The organism is Streptomyces sp. NBC_00536 (assembly GCF_036346295.1).
Lineage (GTDB): Bacteria > Actinomycetota > Actinomycetes > Streptomycetales > Streptomycetaceae > Streptomyces.
Genome location: NZ_CP107819.1, coordinates 8,520,056 through 8,546,729, shown reverse-complemented (window position 1 = coordinate 8,546,729; position 26,674 = coordinate 8,520,056). Strand labels below are relative to the sequence as shown.

The 26,674-nt window shown below is 68.7% G+C and carries 16 protein-coding genes, 5 pseudogenes and 1 CRISPR repeat array; of the genes and pseudogenes, 10 read left to right on the top strand and 11 right to left on the bottom strand.

What is annotated here, in order from left to right:
• Window positions 1-269 precede the first annotated feature (269 nt).
• Window positions 270-3,167: a CRISPR-associated helicase Cas3' gene (cas3, locus tag OHS33_RS36795; RefSeq protein ID WP_330335336.1), complete on the bottom strand. Its 2,898-nt coding sequence runs from the start codon at window positions 3,165-3,167 to the stop codon at window positions 270-272.
• A 174-nt stretch (window positions 3,168-3,341) separates the two neighbouring features.
• A CRISPR array of direct repeats spans window positions 3,342-5,261; the repeat unit is 29 nt; unit sequence GTCCTCCCCGCCGACGCGGGGGTGTTCCG.
• A gap of 17 nt (window positions 5,262-5,278) precedes the next feature.
• On the opposite strand from cas3, the pseudogene OHS33_RS36790 reads away from it, so the two are divergent.
• A pseudogene (locus tag OHS33_RS36790) lies at window positions 5,279-5,770 on the top strand (winged helix-turn-helix domain-containing protein); the annotation flags it as partial.
• A gap of 139 nt (window positions 5,771-5,909) precedes the next feature.
• Here the strand turns inward: OHS33_RS36790 and OHS33_RS36785 are convergent.
• Together OHS33_RS36785 and OHS33_RS36780 are read right to left on the bottom strand one after the other, a co-directional pair.
• Window positions 5,910-7,538, bottom strand: a complete 1,629-nt coding sequence (locus OHS33_RS36785; protein ID WP_330334760.1) for an IS4 family transposase — start codon at window positions 7,536-7,538, stop codon at window positions 5,910-5,912.
• Between the two features lie 128 nt (window positions 7,539-7,666).
• Window positions 7,667-8,827, bottom strand: a pseudogene (locus tag OHS33_RS36780) (IS110 family transposase); the annotation flags it as partial.
• 547 nt (window positions 8,828-9,374) lie between these two features.
• Between OHS33_RS36780 and OHS33_RS36775 the strand changes: the two are divergent.
• Window positions 9,375-9,983: pseudogene (locus tag OHS33_RS36775) on the top strand (transposase); the annotation flags it as partial.
• 5 nt (window positions 9,984-9,988) lie between these two features.
• On the opposite strand, the gene OHS33_RS36770 reads toward OHS33_RS36775, so the two are convergent.
• Window positions 9,989-10,819 carry a HEAT repeat domain-containing protein gene (locus OHS33_RS36770; RefSeq protein WP_330334758.1) on the bottom strand — a complete coding sequence of 277 codons (831 nt, stop codon included), beginning with the start codon at window positions 10,817-10,819 and terminating at the stop codon, window positions 9,989-9,991.
• A 192-nt stretch (window positions 10,820-11,011) separates the two neighbouring features.
• On the opposite strand from OHS33_RS36770, the gene OHS33_RS36765 reads away from it, so the two are divergent.
• Both OHS33_RS36765 and OHS33_RS36760 read left to right on the top strand, forming a co-directional pair.
• Window positions 11,012-11,701, top strand: coding sequence for an SMI1/KNR4 family protein (locus OHS33_RS36765; RefSeq protein WP_330334757.1), 690 nt, complete (start codon window positions 11,012-11,014; stop codon window positions 11,699-11,701).
• A gap of 175 nt (window positions 11,702-11,876) precedes the next feature.
• Entirely contained in the window at window positions 11,877-13,277 is a 1,401-nt protein-coding gene (locus tag OHS33_RS36760) for an SMI1/KNR4 family protein (RefSeq protein WP_330334756.1), read from the top strand.
• Window positions 13,278-13,565: 288 nt separating this feature from the next.
• Here OHS33_RS36760 and ltrA read toward each other — a convergent pair whose 3' ends face one another.
• Entirely contained in the window at window positions 13,566-14,996 is a 1,431-nt protein-coding gene (gene ltrA, locus OHS33_RS36755) for a group II intron reverse transcriptase/maturase (protein WP_330334755.1), read from the bottom strand.
• A 766-nt stretch (window positions 14,997-15,762) separates the two neighbouring features.
• Between ltrA and OHS33_RS36750 the strand changes: the two genes are divergently transcribed.
• The gene (locus tag OHS33_RS36750) at window positions 15,763-16,161 is read left to right on the top strand and encodes a hypothetical protein (RefSeq protein WP_330334754.1); all 399 of its coding nucleotides are present in this window, start codon (window positions 15,763-15,765) and stop codon (window positions 16,159-16,161) included.
• A 282-nt stretch (window positions 16,162-16,443) separates the two neighbouring features.
• Window positions 16,444-17,634: an IS110 family transposase gene (locus OHS33_RS36745; protein WP_330334753.1), complete on the top strand. Its 1,191-nt coding sequence runs from the start codon at window positions 16,444-16,446 to the stop codon at window positions 17,632-17,634.
• Between the two features lie 48 nt (window positions 17,635-17,682).
• On the opposite strand, the gene OHS33_RS36740 is transcribed toward OHS33_RS36745, so the two are convergent.
• Window positions 17,683-18,120, bottom strand: a complete 438-nt coding sequence (locus OHS33_RS36740; protein WP_330334752.1) for a VOC family protein — start codon at window positions 18,118-18,120, stop codon at window positions 17,683-17,685.
• Window positions 18,121-18,417: 297 nt separating this feature from the next.
• Between OHS33_RS36740 and OHS33_RS36735 the strand changes: the two genes are divergently transcribed.
• A complete protein-coding gene (locus OHS33_RS36735) occupies window positions 18,418-18,645 on the top strand; it encodes a hypothetical protein (RefSeq protein WP_330334751.1) in 228 nt (75 codons plus the stop codon).
• 79 nt (window positions 18,646-18,724) lie between these two features.
• Here the strand turns inward: OHS33_RS36735 and OHS33_RS36730 are convergent, their stop codons facing one another.
• Window positions 18,725-19,543 carry a hypothetical protein gene (locus OHS33_RS36730; protein WP_330334750.1) on the bottom strand — a complete coding sequence of 273 codons (819 nt, stop codon included), beginning with the start codon at window positions 19,541-19,543 and terminating at the stop codon, window positions 18,725-18,727.
• On the opposite strand from OHS33_RS36730, the gene OHS33_RS36725 reads away from it, so the two are divergent.
• Window positions 19,443-20,030 carry a helicase associated domain-containing protein gene (locus OHS33_RS36725; protein WP_330335334.1) on the top strand — a complete coding sequence of 196 codons (588 nt, stop codon included), beginning with the start codon at window positions 19,443-19,445 and terminating at the stop codon, window positions 20,028-20,030. The genes OHS33_RS36730 and OHS33_RS36725 overlap by 101 nt on opposite strands.
• Window positions 20,031-20,239: 209 nt before the next feature.
• Window positions 20,240-20,410 (top strand): hypothetical protein, encoded by a 171-nt coding sequence (locus tag OHS33_RS36720; RefSeq protein WP_330334749.1) that lies wholly within the window; start codon window positions 20,240-20,242, stop codon window positions 20,408-20,410.
• A 634-nt stretch (window positions 20,411-21,044) separates the two neighbouring features.
• On the opposite strand, the gene OHS33_RS36715 is transcribed toward OHS33_RS36720, so the two are convergent.
• Together OHS33_RS36715 and OHS33_RS36710 are read right to left on the bottom strand one after the other, a co-directional pair.
• Complete coding sequence (locus OHS33_RS36715) at window positions 21,045-21,197, bottom strand: hypothetical protein (protein WP_330328285.1); 153 nt, start codon at window positions 21,195-21,197, stop codon at window positions 21,045-21,047.
• Between the two features lie 310 nt (window positions 21,198-21,507).
• Window positions 21,508-23,727, bottom strand: a complete 2,220-nt coding sequence (locus tag OHS33_RS36710) for an ATP-binding protein (protein WP_330334748.1) — start codon at window positions 23,725-23,727, stop codon at window positions 21,508-21,510.
• A 630-nt stretch (window positions 23,728-24,357) separates the two neighbouring features.
• On the opposite strand from OHS33_RS36710, the pseudogene OHS33_RS36705 reads away from it, so the two are divergent.
• Window positions 24,358-25,126: pseudogene (locus OHS33_RS36705) on the top strand (transposase).
• Window positions 25,127-25,196: 70 nt separating this feature from the next.
• On the opposite strand, the gene OHS33_RS36700 reads toward OHS33_RS36705, so the two are convergent.
• Both OHS33_RS36700 and OHS33_RS36695 read right to left on the bottom strand, forming a co-directional pair.
• On the bottom strand, window positions 25,197-25,628 hold the full coding sequence (locus OHS33_RS36700) for a VOC family protein (protein ID WP_330334747.1): 432 nt from the start codon (window positions 25,626-25,628) through the stop codon (window positions 25,197-25,199).
• 183 nt (window positions 25,629-25,811) lie between these two features.
• Window positions 25,812-26,561: pseudogene (locus OHS33_RS36695) on the bottom strand (helix-turn-helix domain-containing protein); the annotation flags it as partial.
• Window positions 26,562-26,674: the final 113 nt, after the last annotated feature.

Genomic DNA, 26,674 nt, shown 5'->3' with positions numbered 1-26,674 from the left:
TGGCGAACGCCCTGAGCCAGGGCCTAGGTTCGTGTAGCCTGCCGCGGCGTGGCCCCAGCCCAACCGGCGACCCGCGCCAGTGGCACCTCGGGAAAGCGGTTCGGAGCGTTCCTCGCTGATGTGAGGGTGTGCCGTGGAGCAGATTGAGGTGGCTCAACCTGCCTCAAGACTCCCCGCCGACGCGGGGGCGCGGCCGGTGAACTCGCCCACTGGATGGAGATACCCGAACTCTCTGCCGGTACAGGGCCCGCTACCGGGCTGTGGGGCACTCACTCGCGCCGCAGGCCCAGTTCTTCGTCCAGCCAGATACGGTGCTTGCCGATGGCAACGCTCCCTGTCTGGCCATCGAGTGCCGGCTGCCGCAGCACAACGAGATCACCAAGCAGTGGATGATCAGCCCAGCTGGCAGGCGGGTCCAGATCAGCCCTGTCCGCATCCCGGAACCAGTCCTCGCTCACCGGAACGGTGCGCCCCATCACCTGTCGTACATCGGAGACCGCCAGCTTGCCGCCGACCGCCGCGGTGGGCAGCGGCCAACGGCCCTCCACATCCAGGGTCTCCTGGCCATCTTCCTGCCTGTACACGCACAAAAGCCGTACAGAGTCCGCTCCCAGCCGGGTCGCCGCCTCCCACTCATCCTCCGTACCGGGCTGCTGGTGAAGCAGGTGCAGCTGGGCCACACTCCTGGCTTTGGGGATGACGCTCATGTGCCCGGCACCGCGCTGCGCCGCCTCGTCTCCCAAGAACGCCGTCCACACCGCGGACTTATTAGGGTTCTGCCAGTCAAAACGGTCAGGACGGTCCCCGTGCACACGCTCCACCAGGCCCTGAACATCATCCGGAACCACCACGGGATCCCCGCCACGCTCAGCCAACACCTCGGAGGTCTCCCGCAGCAGCGCCTCGTGATACACCGTCCCCCACTGCTGTGGAACCGACCCTCCATCAGCCAGCGGGTCCAGGACAACCAGCCGCGGGCCCGCCTCCCGCGCCCACGCGGGCCGCTCCCGCCCGCCCGGCCTCCCCCGCTCTGCCCACCAGTTCTCGTGCCGCCAGCAGCGGCCCGCTCGCTGCAACAACAACGCCAACGGCGCGAGATCACTGATGACCAGATCCGCATCAAGATCGAGAGACTGCTCGACTACCTGCGTCGCGACAATGACACGACGCACCGGCCGCGGCCCCGAACGCCCCATCCCGGACGTCACACGCCCCGTCCGTTCCTCCCGGACATCAGCCGGGAACCGCGCATGCAGCAGCTCCAGATCCCCACCGCTACCCTGCTCCGCCATCAGGGCGCGCACGTACGTGTAGGTGTCCTGCGCCTCACCGACGGTGTTGCACACGACGAGAACACAACCCTCACCCCCCTCGAGCACCGGCTGCAGGAGCCTTCCGATCACTGCGAGACGTGACCGGTCGCCCTCCATCTCGCCGTGGACCACGGGCTCCACCTGCACCGTCAGCTCCATCCGGCGCTGACGAGCCTGCTCTTCCCTGTCGGCCTCACCGATCTGCGCGCACTCCCCGCTGCCCGCGTCCACGTACAGCCAACCCGGATACGGCACCGGGAACGTCATGCCCCGCAAAGCGCTCTTCTTGTGCCCCGCCCCCTGGAGATACTCCCTGACCAGCCGGTCACTGACGGAAGCGGGCAACGTCGCCGAAAGCAGAACCACAGGAACCCCATACGCCCCGAGCCAATTCAGCAGACGGCCCAGCAACACCTGCATATACGGGTCATAGGCATGCGCCTCATCGACAATGAACGTCTTGCCCGAAAGGGCGAGAAGCCGCAGCGCATTGTGGCGCACCGGGAGCACTGCCATCAGCGCTTGGTCGATGGTCCCCACCGCATACTGGGCCAGGAGCGGCCGCTTGGCACCCCTCAGCCAGCGCGTAGGGCGCATATCCGCCCGATGACGCGCAGCGCTTGGGCCTCCCGCCGCCTCATCGCCGTCACAGACCAGCACCCGCTCACCCTCCGAGAGCTCGTCCTCTCCATAGGCACGGCTGAGCCAGGCCATGCTGTGGGTAAGGGTCAGGCTGGCCCCGACACCGCTCTGGCGGGCAAGGACACCCGCGACACGGCCATGCATCTGGTCGCTGGTGGCCATCGTCGGCAGCAGAAAAGCGAACCCACCCGTGCCGAACGCCTCCGAGAACACACGCTCGGCTTCCAGAGCAGCCTCGGTCTTCCCGTCACCGGGAGCCGCGGTGACCACCAAGATCCCCGCCCCGCCATCCCTGTACCCACCCTCCGGCCGGCACTTCGCGAGCGCGGCCCTCAGCCCGGACGCGAGCGACCGCTGCAAGGCATTCGGTTCCCCATCGATGCCATAGGCCTTCGAAAACCCCCCGCGCACCAACTCCACCGGCAACAGACCGGCCTCCCGCACCAGCGCCTCCGCATCGGCACACGACCGCGTGAAGTGGTCATCCAGGCTCGTCCCGGGCGAGCAGCGCTGGCGCAGCCTGACGTACCCCTCCTGGCTGACCAGCCAGTCGGCAAGGATCACCACACCTGTTACCAAGACCGCAGCGTCAGCCCTGAATTCCCCCGGCGGCAGCGGCCCGCCCACAGCAGCGAAAACAGCCGCGGCGTGCACGGCACGCTGCTCGGCCCACGCCGCCCCGCCCAGCAAGTCCCGGTACTCCGCCCCCGCGTACAGATCCTCGTGACGGTGGAAGCGCCCATGATGGCCGCCGATCACCTCGGCAATCCGATCGATGGCCTCGGCAGCACCGTCCTGGCCGGGCCCCTCACCGAACCCCAGCGCGGCGAGAACAGCCGACGCTGCCCGCATCCCGGCCACATCATGCCCCACACGCTCGGCCCCGATCGCACCCAGGTCACCGACGAGTTCCCCACTCAGGTAACCGGCAGCACGACGGTCACAGAACTGAAACCCGGAAATCTTACCAATGTCATGCAAACCAGCACACAGACCCACCAGCACCCGCGCCCGCTCCTGCTCGGCACCAAGGCCGAACCCGACAGCGATGCAACACCGTTGATTCACGGACAGATACCGGTCCCAGAGAAACAGGGCCATAGCAGCAGCGTCGAGAAGATGCCGCACCACCGGGTACGGCGGCAGCGCTTCCTCCAACCCACGCGCCTTCCCCCACAAAGTCTGGTCCGGCTCACATCCCGGTTCCCGCACCACAGCTGAACTCCTCCGACACAGCGACCGCCCAACTGGCACCGACTCAATCAGAGACCACTGACAACACTCCCCGCAGCCAGACCGCTAGGATTCGCCCATGTCCTTCACCCCTGCCGACCCGTACCTGGTAAAGCAACGGCAAACCAGCTAGAAAGACGCAGGTGACGAAGGGTCCTCCCCGCCGACGCGGGGGTGTTCCGGCCCTCACCCTCGACGCCATGGCCACGCTCGCGTCCTCCCCGCCGACGCGGGGGTGTTCCGGCCCGCATGAACGGGCGCAGCGAGGCGAACAGGTCCTCCCCGCCGACGCGGGGGTGTTCCGCCACCCGCCGCGGAACGCGCCCCCGTGCCCGAGTCCTCCCCGCCGACGCGGGGGTGTTCCGGCCCTGTACGACCTGGTCGCTCTGGCACTGGCGTCCTCCCCGCCGACGCGGGGGTGTTCCGCCGTCAGCCTCGCGAGGCCGGTCGGAGGGGTTGTCCTCCCCGCCGACGCGGGGGTGTTCCGTCGCGCAAGAACCGTGCGTTCCGCCCCGGTTCGTCCTCCCCGCCGACGCGGGGGTGTTCCGATGTAGTGGAGCGTCTTGCTGGGCTCACGGACGTCCTCCCCGCCGACGCGGGGGTGTTCCGTCGACACCCGTGACCATCACCCGGCGTCCGAGGTCCTCCCCGCCGACGCGGGGGTGTTCCGAATCAGGATGAGCATGTCGGACAGGGCTTCCTGTCCTCCCCGCCGACGCGGGGGTGTTCCGATCCACAATGATCGGATGAGGGCGCTCTTCGCGTCCTCCCCGCCGACGCGGGGGTGTTCCGGCGCTTCTACCCGGTCCACCCCCGACAGGTCGGTCCTCCCCGCCGACGCGGGGGTGTTCCGTCGAGTCCGCCAAAGGTTCCAAGCTTCGTCCAGTCCTCCCCGCCGACGCGGGGGTGTTCCGGCGCTGCCGCCGTACGGCCTGCCGTGCCGCGCGTCCTCCCCGCCGACGCGGGGGTGTTCCGGATGCGCTGGACAGCGCGCGGGACACCCTGGAGTCCTCCCCGCCGACGCGGGGGTGTTCCGTCGGAGGCGCCCATCTTGTAGCCCGGGGGCACGTCCTCCCCGCCGACGCGGGGGTGTTCCGGACGGCCTGGGCAACGGGCTGGACTGGATTCCGTCCTCCCCGCCGACGCGGGGGTGTTCCGACGAACTCCCAGTGGACCCAGTACGCCTCGAAGTCCTCCCCGCCGACGCGGGGGTGTTCCGGTCGGGGCGGGTGACCGCGGTCAGCGGGGGCCGTCCTCCCCGCCGACGCGGGGGTGTTCCGGTGGAGATCGCCGCGGCGGACAGCTGTGGGTTGTCCTCCCCGCCGACGCGGGGGTGTTCCGGCGCGGCAGGCAAGTACGTCGATCTCGCCGACGTCCTCCCCGCCGACGCGGGGGTGTTCCGGCCTACGCGATCGCACAGGCCGCGGTGAACGTGTCCTCCCCGCCGACGCGGGGGTGTTCCGGCGTTGAGGAGGTGCGGGTTGAGGGAGGACGAGTCCTCCCCGCCGACGCGGGGGTGTTCCGGCGTTGAGGAGGTGCGGGTTGAGGGAGGACGAGTCCTCCCCGCCGACGCGGGGGTGTTCCGCCAGTGATGTCCCCCCTCGTGACTGAACGGATGTCCTCCCCGCCGACGCGGGGGTGTTCCGATCCGCGAGTTCGCGGTGACCTTCGTGGTGCTGTCCTCCCCGCCGACGCGGGGGTGTTCCGATCGCTGCGTCGCCCGCGACGCCGGAGGTAACGTCCTCCCCGCCGACGCGGGGGTGTTCCGAAGAAGCCTCCGTCTACTCTTCGCGGCTGACCGTCCTCCCCGCCGACGCGGGGGTGTTCCGTCGGATGACGCAACGGGCCTCGTCGCCTGCCGGTCCTCCCCGCCGACGCGGGGGTGTTCCGCAGCTGGCGGACGAGTACGACGCGGGGACGTCGTCCTCCCCGCCGACGCGGGGGTGTTCCGCAGCCCGAGTCGGCAGCCCGCCTCAGGATGTCGTCCTCCCCGCCGACGCGAGGGTGTTCCGGTCCGGCTGACCTACTCCCATGGCTACGTCGAGTCCTCCCCGCCGACGCGGGGGTGTTCCCTGCGGTACTCCGGTGGTATGCGCTATCCGGAGGGTGGGGGCCTGACTGCTGAGCATCGGGCGTCTCGGGAGAGGATCCGGCTCCAGGCCGGGGAACGGTTCGCGGTGGGTGAGAAGTCCGCGGTGATCGCGAAGGATCTGCGGGTGAGTGTGCGGTCGGTGGAACGCTGGCGCCGTGCCTGGCGCGACGGTGGCATGGAGGCCCTGCGCTCCGCGGGCCCGGCCAACTCCCCGACCGTCACCGAGGCCCAGTTCGCCGCGCTTGAGGAGGAACTCGGCAAGGGGCCGTCAGCGCACGGCTTCGACGATCAGCGGTGGACCCTGGCCCGGGTCCAGACGGTGATCCGCCGCCGTCTGCGGATGAGCCTGTCATTGGCGACGGTGTGGCGGCTACTGAAACGGCACGGCTGGTCCTGGCAGGCACCCGCCCGCAGAGCACTCGAACGCGACGAGCACGCGGTGGAGCTGTGGAAGAAGGAGACATCCCACGCGGACAAGGAGTCAAGCCGCTTCGGTGCAGACCTCTCCCGAGGGCTGGTGGGGGAAGGCCTTCGTCTCGTCGTAGGTCGTTCCGTTCTGGAGGCAGTGGAAGAGCATTCCCATGAAGCGGTTGAAGCAATGCCACGAAGTTAGCGCTGCGGCCGCCGCGTCAAGGGCGGTGTCTGTCGGTCGGGGAAGGCTGAGGGGGTAGGCAAGCGGGGGCGATCTTGTAGGTCGCGTTCGAGACCTTTTCGAGGAGACCTTCCTTCGTCCAGCGGCTCAGCTGGACGCAGAAGCTGTCGTAGTGGGTGAAGTCGAGGACTGTGGCCAGCTCGCGCGCATGCCAAGACCGGTGGGGTGCGGTTCGCATGTGCTGGAGGACTTGATTGCGTTGACCGCTGCGGCCGGGTGCTGCGGATGACGGGGGCTGGGTGTGGATCTCGATGGCGAGGATGGTGATGTTTTGGCTGGTCAGGGGATGCTCACTGGTTGGATTCGCCGGATATCGGGAGGTCGGACATTTGACCTTCCGGGCGCTGGTGCGTGAGCGCCTGGGTGGCAGCAGAGCGGACAAGACGGCAGTGGAAATGCCGCTGGCGGTGTGGTTCGACGGGGCCGGCAGGACGTGGTCTGCGCGGATCACCTGGTCGCGGACGGCCTGAAGGGCGACGGTGAAGCTTGCCCGGTCCGGGTCGGCCCCGGGCACGGACTCGACGGCCTCGGCCATCGCCATGCGGAGCGCTTGATAGAGAGTGAGCAGAGCCCATACTTCCTGCTCGAGTCCGCGCGGTTCTTGGGAACGCAGGACCCGTCCGGTCAGCAGCGTGTGTCGCAGTGAATAGAAGGCGGACTCGATCTCCCAGCGCTCGTGGTAGAGACGGACCAGGACCTCGGCCGGGTCGTGGCGGTGGTCCAAGAGGGTTGTCGCGAGCCCGTAGCGACCCGTGATGCGCTGTCCGCTGCTGGTGGTGAGGGTGATGTCGGCATCGATGACGCGGACACGCAGACCGTGGAAGAGGGTGAGGTAGGACCCATCGGGAAGGACCGCCAGAACCGCAGGGCGTCGATGAGCACACAGTCGGACCAGGAACTGAGAGCCGGTGCCGGCGACGCCGCGAAGGAAGTCGTCGCCGTCGAAGGCCCGGTCTGCCAGGAGGAGCATCTGTGGGGTCAGCCTGGGCAGCAGCTGGGTTGCCTGGACGGTTTCCCCGTTCTCGGACGGGCCGAAGACCGCACCGAGCAGCCCGCGGGTCCCGGTCTCGCACAGGACGGTCAGCCTCAAGGACGGGTAGCCGGACATGCCCCAGTGGTGTCGGACCTTGCCCAGCAGAGCCCGGACGCGTGGCAGGTCAGGAGCCTTGAGGGAACTGCAGCCATCAAACGCCACTGTCCGCCAGCGCCGGTAGCTGACGCCGGGCGTTGACGGCCGCGCCAGCGGCACCGCCAGAACGTCGAACAGAGCTTTCATCGGCTCGGGCCCGAGACGTCGGCGCAGCTGTCGCAGGGCGGCTTCCGAGGGAGTGCACAGGTTCAGGTCCGACAGGCCGGCTACGAGCTTGTCCCACACACGCCGGTATCCCAGGGTGGGGAACAGTCCCAGGGCCAGGACGAAGTAGATGCCGACTCGCGACGGAAGCGTACGCACGCGAGCCTGAACGGTTCTGGTCTCATCGAGAACGTCATCGACGAGCTCGAACGGTATGTGCTGAGTCAGCCCACCGAGGTGGCCCGGCGCGAAGGCGCCCGCGGCAACTGTCGTAGTGCGTGTCATGGTGCACGTGGAGAACTGACTCGGCAACGGATCCCCTGGCCAGGAATGTCTTGGTCAACTTCCTCCTACCCGGGGATCACGCTCTGCACTGCCAGAACCACCCATCTCGGACCCGCCCTTGACGCGGCGGCCGCAGCGCTAACTTCGTGGCATTGGCGGTTGAAGAGGTTCCGCTGGGCGGCGACGTGGCGGTCTCCGGCTTCTTTGCGGCGGTCGTAGTGGGCCCGGGCCCCTGGTGACCTTGTGAGGGAGACGAAGGCCCACACGTAGCCGACTGCTGCTAGTCGCTGGTTCTTGACCCTGCGGCTCATGACAACGCAGCTCTTGCCGCTGGCACGGGTGACGGGTGCGCTTCCGGCGTAGGCCTTGAGTGAGCCAGCGTTCGCGAAACGGGTCCGGTCGTCGCCGATCTCCGCGAGGACCCGGGCACCGGTGAGGGATCCGAGGCCGGGAAAACTGCGGATGATCGGCGCGTCCGGATGCTGCTCGAAGGCCTCGGCCGCGGCTTCTTCCAGCTGGTCGGCGTTGCGGCAGGTGGTGTCGAGCTGTCGCAGCAGCGCCGACGTCTGCTGGCCGAGGGCGGCTTCGACCTGCGGGAGCTGGTGGAGGTACTCGCGTTGGAAGACCTCGTGGAGTCGGCCAGCTTCCGCTTCGATCCCGCGGAGCCGGCCGGCTTGCCGTAGGAGGGACTGGAGCCGTCGGCGCGTGAGTTTCGCTGCCGCGGTGGGTGTGGGAGCCGCGGCGAGGATGGTGCGGGCTTCGCGCGAACACAACCCGTCGCGCTTGTCGGCGAATGCTGCGAGGACGCTCGGGTAGAACTCCCGAAGCTGGGAGCGGAGTTTGTTGTGGGCCTGGCCGCGGTCCCAGACCGCGTCCTGCTGAGCCCGGGCGAGCACCGCAACTGCCTGGGCCAGCTCAGAATCCGCAGGCAGTGTGCGGTGGGCGGCCATGTCGACTCGCAGAATGTTGGCCAGGGCCGCGGCATCGACGGCGTCGGACTTCTTCCGGGCGACGGAATGCCGGTCGCGGTAGCGGGCGACCGCCAGGGGGTTGATCGCGAAGACCCGTCGGCCGGTGGCCCGCAAGCGGGCGACGAGCAGTCCGCGGGAGGTCTCGATCGCGACAGGGATTGGATCCTTCTCCGTGTCGCCGTGCTCGGCCAGCAGCCCGGTGAGCTGGGTGAACCCGGCAGCGTCGTCACTGATCCGCAGTTTGGCCAGTTGCTTGCCGCCTGAGTCGACCAGGGCGATGTCGTGGTGGTCTTCGGCCCAGTCGATGCCGCAGAACACGGGTGTCGGCAGCCCGACGATCTCCATCCAGCACTCCTTCCATCACAACGTTTGTGCAGGCCAGAGCCTGTGCAGGGTGCGCGTGCTCCCTAATGGAAGTGCTCAAGGCACGACATCCCACCAGCCGTTCGCAACCCCAGCGAGCTGCACGGCCCTCGGTCTTCCCAAGGGCTGGTGGGCCCGCGATGGGATGAGAGGTGATCCGTGCAGATGGCTCAGGCCACGGACATCGAATCCGTGCAGGTCAGCAGCAAGTGAGCGACGGTCGGAACTGCCCCCTCTGGGATCACAGCAGGACATTCCTGTCGTCCGGAGGGGAGATTCTGCCCGGACAGGGACCGGATCCGTCTCAGTACAGGACCGAAGACCTGGGTGCGGTGGCGGAGAGATCTGATCCCCGACCGGAAGCACCCCCCGGGAGCGGACCGGCTCCCGCTCTATTGCTAGCGCTCAAGGCGCCGGGTGGAGCCAGGGCTACCAGCCCGCTCCCGAGGTGAAGCGGGACCCGCTGTCTCCTTCAAGGCTTCGAGGAGCCTGGTATGGCCTGGCGGTGCCTCACTTCGCTGCCCATTAGGTGTGGCCCCAGGTAAGGCTCGCGGCGGCGTGTGACGGCTGGATCGTCTTCGAGGACGAAGCCGGATTCTCGATGACGCCGCCCCGCGCCCGCACCTGGGGCCAGCGCGGACACACCCCCGTCATCCGGGTGAGAGGCAGGTCCCGCCGCCGGACCTCGGTCGCCGCCCTGTGCTGCTACAAACCCGGCGAGCCGAGCCGTCTCATCCACCGGCCCCGCACCCACCTCCTGCTCAAGGGCGCCCGCAAGAGCTTCTCCTGGCCGGACTACCGCGACCTGCTGGTGAGGGCACACACCCAGCTCGGCGGCCCCATCGTGGTCGTCTGGGACAACCTCAACACCCACCTGGCCGCCGGGCTGAAGCAGTATGAGGCCGAGCACGACTGGCTCACTACCGTCCGGCTCCCGCCGTATGCACCCGACCTGAATCCCGTCGAGGCCGTCTGGTCACTCGTGCGCAGAGCGATGGCCAACACCGCTTTCGACACACCCGACGACCTCGACCGCACACTCCGCCGCGAGTTACGCAGGATCCAGCTCCGGCCCCACCTGATCGACGGCTGCCTCACCGCCACAGACCTGACCATCGACCCACCGACCACACCCTGAAAACCTCAGTAGCTGCGGAGGGGCTTGCGCTGACGGGCTTCGGCTGCCTGGTCGCGAACGTACGGGTCGGCGTCTGCTGCCAGTTGGTCGAGCACAGCTGAAGTCGCGGCGTCTACGGGCTCTGGGGTGGGAAAGCGGCCCAAGGCGATTGCGACCCAGGCTCGAACGCGGGGGTTGTCGTCGTTCGCGAGCAAGCGGATCTTCGGCAGGGTTCTGGGTTGCTGAAGGAAGCCGAGGGAGCTGAGGGCGGAGATGCGCACCTGCGGGGAAGGGTCGTCCAGCAGGTTCAATAGCAGGTCGATGGCCGCCGGCTCTGTCCCGTGGCTACCGAGCGTGCCCACGACCGCGCTGCGGACTCCTTCGTCCGAGTCCTGCGCAGCGTGGGCCAGCAGGTTGAGATCGGCTGCTTCGGGGACGAAGCCGAGCAGCCAGATTGCCGCCCTGCGAAGGTCCTCATCGTTGCCAACGGCGCACGGCAGGAGGATTTCGCGCGCGGCGGCGGGGTCCTCCTGCGCGAGTACATGGAGCCTCGTCGAGAGGGAGTCCTGGTCGTCACCCAGATTGCGGGAGTAGGCCCGCAACAGGGCGGCAAGGGACGTGTGGCTGGCGGTCTCGGCCAGAAGCCGGGCGAGCACATGACGGGCGTACCAGTTGCCCGCTTCCACGGCTGCCGCGAGATGCCGTTCGAGGTGCGGAATCAGCTCCCGCCGCCGGGCGGCTACGAGCTCCTCTTCGATTTCTGCAAGGTCGTCGAGGTCGCAGTCCGGATCCGTGAGTCCGGCCGCCAGCTCATCAAGGCGCAGGGTGAGATCATCCCCTGCCCGTTGATCTTCCAATCCATCCTCCTTGTGATCCTTCAGACCGCACCGAACCTGCCACTGCGGGTCCCCCTGCTGCGGTCACGGACCGGATTGTCCAACAGGCCTCTGACAACGGCGTTCGTGGCAGCCAGCGCACTCAGCGGCTCAGACCTCTCAACGTCCGCGCAGGGCCGGTCCGATGTCGGTGGCTCCCCGTACGGTCTGCGCATGGTTGATCAGCAGTGGAATGGTGTCCGTCAGCGTGTGGTCGCGTTGGGTGCACAGCCGCCGAGCGGCGAGGTGTTCGGCTCTCACGGGCATCAGTGGGTCCTGGAAGACCCACTGCCCGATGACGGGCTCGCCGACCTCGAAGCGCAGGTAGGAGTGCGGTTGCCGGATGACTACCGGAGCTTCCTCACCTGCGTGGGCGCCGGCGGCGCGGGTCCCGCATACGGCCTCTTTCCCGTTCGACGCGTGCAGGGCCGCTGGCGCTGGGAAGGGGACAGCGCCGACCTGGCCGACCTGGCCATGCTCGCTCAGCCCTTTCCTCAACACGGCCCGGACCCCGAAGCCCTCGACGCACTTCTCGCCGCGCGTCCAGAAGAGGGAGACTTCGAGGAGATCGAGGACTTCGACGACGCCATCGAGGCGTGGGACGAACGCTGGGAACCTCTGATGTTCGCCCCCGAGCGCACCGCTGGCGCCATCGTGATCTCCCACCTCGGCTGCGCCCAGTGGGAGTGGCTGATCATCAGCGGCGCCCACCGCGGCACTATCTGGTCCGACCGCCGGGCAGACGACGTAGACCTCGTCCCGCTCCTCGACCAGGGCGGGAAGCCGGTCACCTTCACCCGCTGGTACACCGACTGGCTGCAGGAAGCGGAGCTCACCGCACACCAACGAGATCCGAACGCCTGACGCCCGATGGCGGGCACGGCACTTCGCCGTCGACACGATGAGTGCCGTAGTTGGCCTTGAGCGCCATGGTTGGCCCGACGTATGCACGCTCGCTGGCACGTACTGTTCAGTGGCCTGCCCGCGGCATGTGGGGCCGGTGCCTTCTGATGTCAGCGGCCCCGCGTACGGTCTGCGCATGGTTGATCAGAGGCTCTCCACTGCATCGATAGGCGACTTCGCGACATGGGAGCCGGTGCTGCGGCTCCTTCTGGCCGAACAGGCGCGGGGGCACGTTGCCAGGCCCGTTCGAGTGGCCGGGCGTATAGGGCGAGGGGGCTGGAGTCTGGCTCTGACGCGACGGATGCCGCCGCCCGGTCGGGCCGCTCAGGTAGAGGACATGCGGGAGGAGCTCGACGCGGTGGAGCGGGTGCAGGGCGCGCTTGCGGCCACTGGAGTCGACGACGTCTCGTTCACGGCGGAGATACACCCGACCGGGAAGACCATGCTCCGCCTGCTGGGTCCCAGCCCCGCCGTCGAACCCGGCATAGGTACCCCGCACCCGGGGGCGCTCATCCTGGTCGACGGTGCTCTCCCCGAGCCCTGGCGCCGTCTCCCTGAACCGGCTCCTGGGGCAGCGCCTGCCCCTTCGGCGGACCTGGCGTTGCTGGAGCGGACACTGCGTGAACGCTTGCCGCACGCCATCGGCGCGACGGAGGAAGAGATATCCGCCGCCGAATCACGCCTGGGCGTCGCGCTCCCCGACGAGCTCAAGACCCTCTACCGGGTGACGCGGGCACGGTGGGAGGACCTGGGTGACGACTACGAAGCAGCGATAAGCGAGTGCGAAGCGGTCGGATGCGAACTGTTCGATCTCGACAGCTTGTACGTCGCCGACGCGGCGTCGCGTGACTGTCGCTGGGAGTTCGCGGCGACGAAGGCGGTCGTCACTCGGCCCGACGCCATGGTGCAGGGCCTCGTCGGCTCACCGGGCTGGATCGCCTTCGGCGACAACGGGGGCGGAGACCGGCTGGCCGTGGATCTGACGCCCGGCCCCCGCGGACACACGGGCCAAGTCATCATGCTCTCCCACGAGGAAAGTATCGGCGCCGAACTCGTTGCCCACTCCCTCACTGACCTGGTGCTGGGCCGACTCGGCGCGGAGCCCAGACCCCGAGAGAAGCGGCCTCCTGCCGTTGCCAGGGTCAACATCGCAAGCCTGACCAGCATCCAGGCCGCCGCGCACCCTGGCCTGGAGGCCCTGTCCATAGGCGTGTGGGACGATGCGCCGCTCAGTCTCGCCCTCGTCGCCGGGCTGCCCCGCCTACGCACCCTCACCGCTTACCCCGGCACCCTGGCCGACCCGTTGGAGATCGCCGAGCTCACGGGGCTGGAGTTCCTGGAGCTCGGCCCAGAGGAGTGGAGGGTTCTCCTGGACGCTGGAGCCGTACCGCGCAGCCTGTCGGCCGCAGCCATCGAGGTGCACGGCGACCAGGCCCCCGTGCCGATCGTGGCCATCGCGAACGAGATCCTGGCCCTTTGGGACCGGCCCCAGATCATCCAGACGGTCCTCGAAGGAGATCTCGGACCGCTGGCGTAGCCAGGAGGGCAAGCAACTGGTCGCAAGAACGTACCCCGGCCGCCGACCATCCGACCAGGGGACCGCTGCCAGCCCCGAACCGGTCTTCCCGCTGTGCGCCGTAGTTGGCCGGAGGGGCCAACTACGGCGCTGAGTCACAGCACGTGCGGTCGGTGGTGAAGTCGGCCCGGGGCGCGGTTCCGGTCTTTCGACCGGCCCGTTTCCCCGGAGCCGCTTCCCGAACCGGGCATGCGACTTGGCACCGCACCCGGCTCTCCACAAGCCCCGAGGGCTTCGTGGTGGTTGTTCTCATCCCGTGGCGTCCCAGGGAGTGGGAATCGTCAGTCCCCGGTAGCGGTAGCGAGTGGTGCCTACCGTGATCGGGTTGAACAACTCCCGGGTCTCCCCGGTCCACCATGATCTGCGACCGCAGTAGCGGCGGAAGATCTTCTTCCGGCCCGTCTTGGGGTGCTTGCGCTGGGCCCATCTCCAAACCGTGTGCCACATGTAGTTGCGCAGGTAGGAGAAGGTCGCGAAGGACACCCCGGGCCGGAAGTAGGCGCACCAGCCCCGTACTGCCGGCTTGATCCGGACAAGCAGGGCGTCGAGCGGCTGGTTCGTGCCGACCTCCCGGCACAGTGTCTTGACCTTGGCCATGACGGCCCGCAGGGCCTTCTTGGCCGGGTAGGTATAGACGTAGTGCCGGTTGGTGCCTGGTTTCCGGTGGCGCTGGATGTGCCAGCCGAGGAAGTCCAGGCCCTGCTCGATATGGGTGATCAGAGTCTTCTCCGGCGACAGGCGCAAGCCCATCGTGGTGAGGACTTCCGCGATCTCTTCGCGAAGCGTTTCGGCGTCTGCCTTGGTGCCGTGAACCATCAGGCACCAGTCGTCCGCGTACCGGACCAGCCGGTAGTTGGGCAGACCTCGGCGTCGACGCCTGCGGCGCTCGTTGAGGTCAGTTCCGGCGCCTCCCGACGCCTGGGCGATGTGCTCGTCCAGGACCGAGAGAGCGACGTTGCTGAGCAACGGCGAGAGGATCGAGCCCTGCGGGGTGCCGGTGTCGTTGTCCCGCAGCTGGCCGTCCTCGCTGAGGATGCCCGCCTTGAGGAACGCCTTCACCAGGGCCAGGACGCGTTTGTCCCCGACTCGTGCCCGCACCCGCTCCATGAGAGCGGTGTGTGAGATCTCGTCGAAGCAGGCTTTGATGTCGCCTTCCACGATCCACTCGTACTTCTTGGACGTGAGCAGACGCACCTCGGCCACCGCGTCATGAGCCCGGCGGTTCGGGCGGAACCCGTAGGAACACGGGAGGAAGTCCGCCTCGAAGATCGGCTCCAGCACCAGCTTCAAGGACGCCTGCACCACCCGGTCGGTGATCGTCGCGATCCCCAGACGGCGGAGCTTGCCGCCCGCCTTGGGGATCATCCGCTCCCGCACCGGCATGGGCTGGAAACTGCGGTCCTTGATCTGCGACCGCAGTACGTCGAGGAACTCCTCGACGCCGACCCACAGCGCGATGGACGACGCCGTGCGTCCGTCCACCCCGGCCGTGCGTGCACCCTTGTTACCCCGCACCCGATCCCAGGCCACCAGCAGGAAGCCGGGATCGGCAACGAGATTGAACAGGTCGTCGAACCTGCGATGAGGATCATCACGAGCCCAACGGTGCAGCTTGGTCTGGATCTTCAGTACCTGACGCTCCGCCTCATACAAGGCGCGCTCCAGCTCGTCGGTATTCACCGGCGCCCCTCCCGACATTCCAGTGCTTCGGCCACTGACTTGCTGGCCCCCTTTGCCCTGCGACCGGCGTTCCCGGTCTCCACGACGGGTCGTTACTCCCGCGACTACTACGGGGCCTCCGCCCCACCCACGGCCATCAGTCGGCAACGGACCTGCCCACCACCGAACCGGCTGTCCGGCGGCTCGGGCGACCGCGGATGGTTCCCACGTTCACCACACAATCGATCGGTCAGGGAGACGCCCAGCTCTACTCCGGCAACATCGCCACGCCTACGCCGCAGGCTTTCAACATGGCCTCCCCACCGGAACAGGAAATCCGGCTTCGGAGTTGACCCACCCGTCCGAGGACAAGCAGGTCACGCGCTGCATACCGGCCCGTATCCACCAGGTTTGAGCCGGCTCGCTGCTTACGGAGCTTCAACCACTGGTTCGCTTTCGCTACACCTTCTGACCTCGCTAGACGGGCCCGCACCGTCCGGTAGTCCCGGCACGTCCCGCCGTTGTCGGGGGCTGCTTGCCACCCTCCCCGGCGTTCCCCGGATCAGGCTGCCCCCTGCTTCACCAGACCGCTGCGACGGCCCGGCAGAGAAGGTCTTCCACCTCCACTCGATTGCGTAGCGCCTCGTGGCGCACTCCCGTGACAGCGAAGATCGATCTTTGCCATCGAAGCTTGATGATCAGTAGGTTCGTGCCATCGAAGTTTGAGCGGCATGGGTGCTGCGGGGGTGCGACCTCCGGCCTGCCTCTCCGACAACCAGGAGCCTGCATGTCAATCGAACTCGACTTCCCGGAGTTCCCCTTTGAGGAGCCCCCCGGCTGGATCGGCTGTCTGCAGAAGCCTTGGAATGGCGTCCTCGTCGTGGTGGACCACATACCGTTCACGACCGGCGACCAAGTCACTTTTGAAGTCACGGTCTGCAGCGACACCGCCGGGCAGACCTTGGTCGCGCAGACCCAGGGCGCCGTGACCGTCACCGCCGACACCACCTCTGTCAGCTACACCATCCCCTGGGACGGGGTCCTGGATGCCGTCACCGAGGGCTCCATCATCGCCTTCTACACCCTCACCCCCGCCGATGGCAGCGCATCTTCGAGCTCGCAGGAAGCCATCGTCCGGTACTCCCGCCAACAGCCCGGTGGCACCGTCTGCGGTCCGGACAGCTGAGCCGCATCGCCATCTGCGCGAGCGCCGGCGCAGCACCTGCGTCGCTCAGACTTCCCTACGTTGTTCTGCGGGACCGGGCGAGCCCTTCGTATGGTTCTCCCACCCAGGGGCGTCGGGTGTGGCTTTCAGACTTCTGCCGCTTGTGGCTACCAACGATTGGCCGCCCGACGCCCCACGACGACTCGGCTGCCAATTAGGAATTGCGACTCGATCGCTCGGTAGGGAATCGACAGCGACGTCGTCCGTGGTACGTCCGCACAGTCCGACGCACGGAGGAACCAAGTGGCCGCCATCTGGGCCGGTATCGACGCAGGCCAGACCCACCACCACTGCGTGGTCATCGACGAGAACGGCCGCCGGCTGCTCTCGCGACGAGTCGCCAACGACGAGCCGGAGCTCCTCCAACTCCTCGCCGACGTCCTGGACCTGGGCGACGAGGTGACCTGGGGCATCGACCTGGCCGACGGCGGAGCCGCCCTGGTGATCGCAGTGCTCATGGGCCACGGCCAGCGCGCCTTCTACATCTCCGGACGGGCCATCAACCGCGCCTCCGAGGGCTACCGCGGCGAGGGCAAGACCAACGCCAACGACGCGGCGGTGATCGCCGACCAGACCCGCATCCGCCGCGACCTGCAGCTCCTGCGGACCGGCGACGAGGTCGCCACTGACCTCAAGATCCTCACCGCCCACCGCTCGGACCTGGTCACCGACCGCACCCGCACCGTCAACCGCCTCCACGCCCTCCTGACCGGCATCTTCCCCGCGCTGGACCGGGCCCTGGACCTCACCAATGCCGGGCCGCTGACGCTGCTGACCGGCTATCAGACCCCGGCCGCCCTGCGGCGCCTGGGCACCAAGCGGCTGGAGAGCTGGCTGCGGAACCGCGGCGTTCGTGGCGCCGGCCAGATCGCCGAGGCTGCGCTGGAGGCCACCGGCAGCCAGCACACGAGCGTCCCGGGCGAGAGGACGGCAGCCTGGATGGTCCACACCTTGGCCGCCCAGGCGATAGCCCTCAAGCAGCAGGTAGCCGAGATGGACAAGCTCATCGCGGCCCGGTTCCGCGAGCACCGCGATGCAGAGATCCTCGCCAGCCTGCCGGGCCTGGGTCCCATCCTCGGGGCCGAGTTCCTGGCCGCCACCGGCGGGAACATGGACGCCTTCGCCACTCCCGATCGCCTCACCGGCTTCGGTGGAGTCGCGCCCGCACCCCGTGACTCCGGCAAGATCAGCGGCAACCTCCGCCGCCCGCAACGCTACAACCGCAAGCTCCAGCGCGTCTTCTACACCTCCGCGTTGATCAGCATCCGCTGTTGCGAGGAATCGCGGCGCCTCTACGACCGCAAGCGCGCCGAGGGCAAACGCCATACCCAGGCCGTCCTCGCCCTGGCCCGGCGTCGCGTCAACGTCATCTGGGCGCTTCTGCGCGACGGACGGCGCTACGAGCCAGCTCCGCCGGCAAGGGCTGCCGCATAGGAAGGGACGCGACACACTGCGCGCGGCCAGTTGGTCCGACCGACCCCGTCAGACCAGGCAAAACTCGTTACCTTCCGGGTCTGCCATCACCACGTGATCCGGCCTGCCCTGCAACTCGTCCTCGCGGACCACGGTCGCGCCCGCAACGGTCAACCGCTCCACCGCCTCGACCACGCGCGGCCAGCGCACCTCCCACGGGGTTTCACGGCCGCCACCAACTTGCACGTCGATATGCAGCCGGTTCTTCGCCACCTTCGGCTCCGGCACCTTCAGGAAGGACAAGGTGGGGCCCACGCCGTCCGGATCTGAGAGGTACGCCCCGTCATCCCACTCGTCCTCCGGAACCTCATGATGCGAGAACCACTCCTCCCAGCTCCCGAACCCCGCGGGCGCGGGCTTCTCCTCGTAGCCCAACGCCAGCGCCCAGAACGCGGCCAGTTTCGCCGGGTACGCGCAGTCGATCGTCAAGCTCCACTTGGTCCCCATGAGCCCTCCCCAGTCGGATGAACGGACTGTACCGCGCACCTCCGACACATCCTGCCCGCTACCTCAAGCGTGCGCCGCGGCTTGACGAACAGCATCAGGAATCTTTGAAACTCGTCAAAGTTGAGACGGGTCAGCCGCGACGCCAATGGCGGCCGCGAGCGCAATGCGCGGGGTACGGATCACGCCGGGTCAACGACGTCCCCCCGCGAACCGGAACGCCCGGCCGACAACGTGGGTGCTCAGGCGACCGGCCGCCCTCGGAGTGCTGGAATGAGCGAGTAGCGGCAGGGTGGAGGGATGAGCCCTGCTCTACGCGTGGTCATCTATCCGCCGGACGCCGAGGGCGGGCGCCGGGTGCGCTGCGACGGCGAGATACTCGGCCGCGCCCTCGGCCCCGCCGATCTCCTGGAGTTCCTGCGGCGGGCCGGCCTGGACCCGGACAACGTCCGCCTGGACGATCCCCTGCTGATCGAGTGGCGCGGCGGCGGGCCGGCCGTCTGGAGTCCGGGCGGCGACGAGGAGTGAACACAGGCCACTGCGGCGCTGCTGACGACGGGGCCCAAGGAACGTCAGGGCCGGCCGACGCCACTGACAGGAGCCACCGTCATCCGGAACGGTGGCACCACCAGGAGTGGACTCCGTCCTCCAGGTCGATCATGTTCGCCGGTTCCCGGTCGTAATCGTCCACGCCGTCGCACGTGCAGGTGCCGCCCTCGTAGACGACGCGTTCGCAGTGGTCGCCGTGGTGGGGAGCGCGGGCCGCCTCCAGCGCAGGAGAGTCCCTGCGCGAGGCGGGCACGGTAGCCGCCGCTGGAGTGCCGGCGAGTTCGGCCCGGATGTCCGCGAAGGTGCGGCCCTCCCAGCCCTTGCACTCCTCGCAGCCGCCTCCGGGCAGGGTCCCCGGGCAGTCGTACATGTGGATCTCGGGGTCCTCGATGTACATCTCAGCTCTCCAAAGCGGTGGTCGGGATGGTGAGTTTGCCGTGGCCAGGAGCCACGCCGCGACCGCGCCGCGACCGAACAGCGGGCGCGTGGAGGTGCCGGCGGTCAGGGGCGGGGCGCCGGGCAAGGTACGGCGCCAGGAGACGACTGACGCGCGCCGCACTCCGGCGATCCGGGCGACGTCGTCCAGGGACACCACGTCCTGCCCCGGGGCGGCCGGGGTCAGGGCGGCGAGGAGGGAACGCCGGCCCGGGGCGGTGCGGCGGATTGCTGCCCAGTCCACCTCGGGCCGCACCACCGGGAGTAGGGCTACCTGGCGGGCCGAGTAGAGCGGGACTTCCACGGCACCGCCGTTCGCCTTCCCCCAGTCCACCCACACCCTGGCAACCTCAAAGATCCAGCCGAGGCGAACCACATGGGCGAAATCCGCCCGGCGCAACCAGGTCTTCAACACCGAGCGCCAGGACTGGCGCCGGGGCATCGAGGCAGCCTTCCGGTACCGGGAACGCGAGGGCGACCTCGACGTGCCGTACGGGCACGCCGAGGGCCCGTACCCGCTCGGCCGGTGGCTGTCCGACCAGCGGCGCGCCTTCCGGGCCGGGACCATGACCGGCGAGCACGCGGGCGAGCTGGAGGAACTGGGCATCGTCTGGGATACCGCCGACCAGGCCTTCGCCGAGAACCTCGCCGCCCGCGCCTACTACGAGCTGCACGGGACCCTGGCGGCCCCGCGGCACGCCACCGCCCTCGACCGCCCGGTCGGACAATGGCTCACCAACGTGCGCCGCCCCGGCGGACTCGGCACCGACCCCGGACGCGCCCGCCGGCGGGCCGAAGCGCTCGCGGCGATCGACGAGGACTGGAACCCCGGCGCGCGCGGCTGGACGGTGGACTGGCAACGCCACCTCGTCTACTTCGCCAAGCTCCTCGTCGACGGCGCCGCCTCAGCGCGATCGTCCCCGGGGTGACCCGCACGGAGAGGACATCGGACGGTGGCTCACCACCCAGCGCCGGGACTTCAGCGGGCTCGGCAACGAGCAGCGCGAACGGCCCGGCGCGCTCGGCGTCAAGGCTGCCGTACGGGCCCGCAAGACCGCCCCGGAGGCGCCTGCGGCCTTCCACGTCCGGGCGGGGTGCAGCGGCCTTCCAGGCGGGCGTTGAGGCCCTTGCGCAGTACGTGGAGCGGGAGGGCGGAGGTCTGCCGGGGCGCGGGCACGTCGAGCTGCTCCCAGACGGCAGTGAACACCGCACGGGGGTGTGGATCGTCAACCAGAAGCAGCGCCGCGACCGGCTCGACCCCTCGCAGCTCGCCGCGCTCGCCGAGCTGGGCGTGGACTGGGCCCGGTAACCGGGCCGGCCGGGCACCGCAGCCTGCCGCAGCCAAACGGTCTAGCTTCCCGTGCGGGGCAAGGGGTGCCCGTCGAAGGTGGGGACAGGCCGACACGGGGTCTGCCGTCACATCGCCGAAGGAAAGCCATCCATGCGCGCCTTGAAAACCACCACCCTGACCCAGGGACTACTTCTTGCCGTAGCCGCCACAGCGGCCATGATCAGCCCCGCAGCCGCCTCCCCGGCGCCTGCCGCCGCACCATGCCGCACGGACACCGCGATCCCCTGCGTTCCCCGTGCGCAGTGCACGCGGTATTACGGCGAGTACCCCACCGACATCGCCGAATACGGCATCGTTCTCCCCTGCCTGAGGCTCGGCTACGTCCGCTGCCTGGACTCCCTCCTAGGCCCCCGCCCTTCCGAAGAGCACGCATAGGGCCCCTCAGCCCGAGGGCCGATACAGCCCGGACCATCACCCGCCTCCGGACAACCCTCCACGAGGCGGGTGAACCAGCGAGAGCCCCCACCGGCACCCCACCCCGCAACAGCCGGTCACCCGGCGGACAGGACGCCCCCCGCCCGAGCCGCGGTACGTCCTCGACACCTGCATCGACGCACAGCTGCAGACAGGCAGCCCCGAGAAGGCGTCCGGTTCACACACGCGGGTATTCGTGGCCGGGCGGCGGGTACTCCTGGCCGGGGAGTTCGGCGACGCCGTAGAGGACGATCCACTCGAACTCCGACAGCTCCCCGCCCCGCCCGAGGCCGTCGTCGGCGGCTTCGTCGATCGCCTTCAACAGCCGCATCGACCGGCTCCCGGTCCGCCATGGTCCGCGCCAAGGACGGCCGGGGCAGACCGGCCGTGGTCTGCGGGCATTCGGACCGGATGCCGGGACTGCCCGCAGACAGCCCCAACCGCCCACCACAATTCTCAATACGCCTGCGGGACTCTCATCCAACTTGCGGCACCGCAGGTCAAGACCCCTCCGACACCGGAAACAACCATCACCGACCGCCTCATCGCCCCGCAGCACCACAGGCCAAAGAGACAACCTTTCAACGGCCACACCGCAACATGAACGAGAACGCACACGCGGGTGCTCCGAGTGACACTGGCTACCTCCGGTTCGCGGCGGCGACGTCGCGGTCCAGTTCCCGGGTGAGCACCTCGTCGTGGATCTCCTCGGCGATCCCCCGAGCCTGTGCGAACCGTCGCAGTGCCACCGCCGTGGCACCGGATTCGGCGCTCACTCGCCCCAGCCCTTGCAGCGCTCTGCCCTCGCCCCTGCGGTCCCGCAGCTGCCTCGTCATGTCGAGGCTCCTGCCGAACGAACGGCCCGCGGCGTCCGTGTCCCCGTTGTCCAGCTCGGCCTGAGCGAGGCCGCGCCAGGCGTACGCCTCGGCCCGCCGGTCCCCGAGGTTCTGGAACTCGGCCAGCGCCTCCTGGAACAAAGGGATGGCCTCGCCGACCCGCCGCTGGCCGCCCCGGACTACCGCGAGGCTCCGCAGGGCCTGAGCGGTGAGTCGACGGTCCCCGGCGTTCCTCAGATGCTCGGCCGCCTCTATCAGCCGCTCCGCGGCCGGCTCCCAATCCCGCCGGTTGCGGTGGATGATGCCTTGGAGCAGCATGACGGCGCCCGTGCCGTGCTGGTCGCCGGACGCTTCGTAGCCGGTCAGCGCTTCGCCGTACAGAACCATTGCATCGTCGAGGCGGCCCAGGTCTCGCCGGAGCGCACCGGTATCGAAACGCGTGATGGCCTCAGCCCAGCGATTGTTGGAGCGTCGAGCCGCGTCCAGCGCCAATTCGACCGCGGTCCCCCAGTCATCCCAGGTGGCCAACATCTCGAAGAACGGCGCGCCGATGTGGGTGAGTTCCCAGGAGGCGTCCCAGAATTCCCGCGCGTTCGCGAGCCGCACGCACGCCACGACGTTGTGCTGCTCGGTGATGAACCAGGTGACCGGGTCGCGCAGGAGCGCGTCGAGATGGACGTCATCGACCTCGTGCCGCGGGTGGGTGCTGATCTTGCGCACCTCGCCGGGCTGGAACCGGTCTTCCGCCGTGGCCGCGAGGGTGAGGTACGCGCCCAGGAGCCGACCCGTCGCCGTCGCGGACTCGGGTTCCGGCTGCTCGCGGGCGAGCGCGCGGAGCAGGTCGTGGAAACGGTAGCGGGCGGTGCCTGTCTCGTCGGGCCCGATGGCGTCGAGCATCTGGGCCGACACCAGCGCGCCGATGTGGCGCTCGGCGACGCGTAGGGACACATCCATCAGCGCGGCGAGCGGCCAGGCCGCGAAGTCGGCGCCGGGAAAGAGCCCGAGTAGTCGGAAGGCCCGCTGCTCCGCCTCCGGCAGCCCTCGGTAGCTGATCATGAAGGTGGACCGGACATCGAGGTCTCCGATTTCGAGGTGATCCAGCCGTTCACGCTCGTCTGCGAGTCGGTCGGCGAGGTCCGCCACTGGAATGTCCGGACGCTCGGCCAACCTGGCCCCGGCGATGCGTACGGAGAGCGGCAGGTGCCCGCACAGCGCCACCAGCCGCAATGCGGCGGCGGGGTCGCCAGCCACCCGGTCCGCGCCGGCAACCCGGCCCAGCAACTCGATCGCTTCTTCGGGCTCCAAGAGGTCGAGCACAATCGTCTGGGCTCCTTCGAGGGTACTCAACGGACTGCGGCTGGTGACGATTACCGCGACGTCCGAGGCGCCTGGCAGGAGCGGACGTACTTGCCCGGGCCCGTTGGCGTTGTCCAGGACGATGAGCAGGCGTCGCCCAGCTGTCAGGGTACGCAGCATCTGCTCGCGGTCGGGGCCGGCGTCCGGAATCGTCCGCGGGTCGGCGCCCAGGGACCGCAGGAAGGTGGCAAGGACCTCGTTCGGGTCGGCGGGCAGGGGGTCGTACCCCCGTAAGTTCGCGAAGAGCTGCCCGTCGGGGAACTCGGACGCCGAGCGCTGGGCCGCCCGCACCGCGAGGGTCGTCTTTCCCAGGCCTCCCTTGCCTGCGATGGCCACGAGCGGACCGGTCACCCGGTCTGGCGGGCCCAGTAGGGCTTGTATCCGGACGAGTTCCTCGCTGCGGCCGGTGAAATCGGCTATGTCGCGGGGCAGTTCACGCGGCACCGGATGGTGCGGCAACTCCGGGGCTTGCGGGGGGCGGCCGGCTTGCATCCAGGCGAGTGATCCGCCCACGAGCGCGGTCACCCCGGCGAACGCATACTGCGCCGGTCCGACCTCCCCGAACGCCTGCCATCCGGCGGCGGCCGCCGCGAACGCGCCGACGGTACTTGCCAGACCCACGAGCCATCGCGCCGCAGTTGGATTCACGACGCGGATGATAGCGAGCACGGAACATCCTTGCAGGGCTTATCACTTGGTCACTTGGAGGACGGTCACCGAAGAAACTCACCGTCGGTGCGGTGGGCGCGCTCACCACACCGCGACGCCCGGTCAATGTCGCTCCGTCGGAAGCCACTCGTTTCCGTCCAGCCCCGGGAACCTGATGCCCGGGCGCCGATGTGGCCTTCGACCTTGACGAGCAGCATCTGCCAACGAGCGGAAGAGCACGTGGAGCCCAGGCGGTCGAGCCAGATGTGGATCGCGGTCGAGAACTGCGGGTGGTCGAGGTTCCATCTGTCCTCCTCCGTCCACGTACCTGACCTCAGGGCTCGTCGTCAAAGGCGGCGACGAGGTCCACCATCAGGCGCGCCCGTACAGTTCGGACGCCCGGCCACTCACCGAGAAGGACGGCACCGCGCTGGCCGACAGGCTGCTGTCCGCCATGACGTCGACAGCGGCTCTTCCCGGCAGTCATCTCCTGGTGCTCCACGAGGTGGGCGACATCTCGCCGAACGGAACTGGACTCCAGTGGGCCCGTGCCGCGATGAACAGCACCGGTGAGAGCTCCCGCTCCATGAAAGCCCCCGCGCAGCGCTAGGGCTGTCCCGTAAGTGATCTTGCCGTGGAATGATCTCGGCCGTGGCTGGTGTGATCACGGCGTCTGAGCCGTCCTGGATAGCCCCGTTCGCCGGACTGAGCCCGCGCGCCTTCGGCAAGTTGATGAGGCAGCTGCGCCGCGAGGGCGGCTACGCGCCGGGCCGTGGCCGACCGTGGAAGCTGTCCCTGGAAGACCGGGTGCTACTGGTGGCCGCTTACTGGCACACCAACTTGACTCTGCGCCAACTCGCACCACTCTTCGGAGTGTCGAAGTCCACCGCCGATCGCGTCATCGACCATCTCGGCCCCAGGCTCGCGCTTGCCCCCCGTAGGCGATTCGCCAAGGACGCGGTGCTGATCGTGGACGGGACACTGGTACCCACTCGCGACCACCAGGTCGCCGAGCAGTCGAAGAACTATCGCTACTCGACGAACCATCAGGTGGTCATCGACGCCGACACTCGCCTGGTTGTGGTGGTGGGCCGGCCCCTGCCCCGGCAACCGCAACGACTGCACGGCATGGGAGGAATCCGGGGCCAAGGCCGCCGTCGGCCGGACAGCCACGATCGCCGACGGCGGCTCTCCTGGAACCGGCCTTGTCATCCCGCACCGCCGACCCCGAGGCGGCGAACTGACTGATTGGCAGGCCGAACACAACCACGACCACAAACGGGTTCGCGCCCGCGTCGAACACGCCTTCGCCCGGATGAAGACCTGGAAGATCCCGCGCGACTGCCGCCTGAGAGGCGACGGTGTGCGCCACGCGATGCACGGCGTTGCCCGTCTGTACAACCTCGCTCTCACGGGATGACTCCCGCCACGTGCGGGACCTGAAAGGTTCCCGGGAGAGGGCTCCCCACCTCGCAGTCTCGGAGGGGAAATCAGGCGAGGCAGAACTCGTTGCCCTCGATGTCCTGCATCGTGATGCACGACTCGTTGACGCCGTCGGCGCGCTGCGTCAGCACGTGTTTTGCGCCGAGCTCCGTCAGCCGTGCGCATTCGGCCTCGAGTGTGGCCAGGCGCTCGTCACCCACGAGCCCGACGCCGGCCCGCACATCGAGATGCACTCGGTTCTTGACGACCTTGCCTTCGGGAACTCGCTGGAAGAGCAGGCGCGGGGCCACACCCGAGGGATCAGTGCACGCGAAGTAGATCGCATCCTCGGGCGGCAGTGAGCGGTAGCACTCCTCCCACGTGGCGAAGCCCTCTGGGACCGCCGGCATGACGTACCCGAGCACCTCGCACCAGAAGGCGGCGAGGCGCACGGGCTCCGCGCAGTCGAAGGCCACTTGGAACTGTTTGATCGTTGACATTGGCGCACGATAACAGGGGACCTGCTCATCTCCCCAGGTCAGGAGGTCCGCACGTTGTCGGGAGGAGGGCTGCTACCCGCTGTCGTGTCGTGCGGTCGCAAGGGTGGACCGAGGTCAGCGCCTCCCCAGCGGGAACCTGGCCGGCCACTCCCGTGCTGTCGAAGAACAGTTACGGGACAACCCGTAGGCGCGGGTGAGCTTGCCGGCCGCGCCGAGGTCGGCAAGGACGGCCTTCCAGGCGAGGCCCTTGCGATAGGCCCAGGCGTTGTCCGTCAGGACCCGTTCGATGCGGGTGATGCCCTGGCTGTGGAAGAACGCGGCCGCGCGGCCGAGGAGGCCCGAGAAGGTCGCGACCTTCTCGTCCGCGTGAATCTCGCTGTAGGCGAGGCGGGAGTGGTCATCCACGGCGGAGTGAACGTAGTCGAATCCCATGGCGGAGCGGGTGGCCCGGCCGGCCTGGCGGCCCAGAGCCTTGTGGCCGCCGCCGTCGGGGATCCGGCCGAGTTTCTTCACGTCGACGTGGATCAGTTCGCCGGGACGTTCGCGTTCGTAGCGGCGGATTACGGTGCCGGTCGGACGGTCGAGCCAGGCGAGGCGGTTGAGGCCGTGCCTGGTCAGGATGCGGTGGACGGTCGAGGCGGGCAGTCCCAGGATCGGGCCGATGCGGGCCGGGCCGAGCTTGCGGGCCCGCCGCAGTTCGCAGACCCTCGCCTCCATCGCGGCCGGAGTGCGATGGGGTGTGCTGCAGGGTCGGCTGGATCGGTCATGGAGGCCCGTCTCGCCCTCGGCCCGCCACCGGCGGACCCGCTTATGGGCAGTGGCCCGCGATATGCCCATCTCAGCAGCCACGTGAGCGACCGGACGTCCCGATGCGACCCGTTCGACGAGCAGCCGCTTACCGAAGACCGTCAGCCGGGCATTACGGTGGGTCACGAAGACCTCCGTGCGGTGAGTTCCTAGACAGCTCCCACCACACCGGAGGTCTTCGCCATGTTCAAGACCTGCCCAGTGTCAACAACGCTCGTGACCAATACACCTAGCGCCAG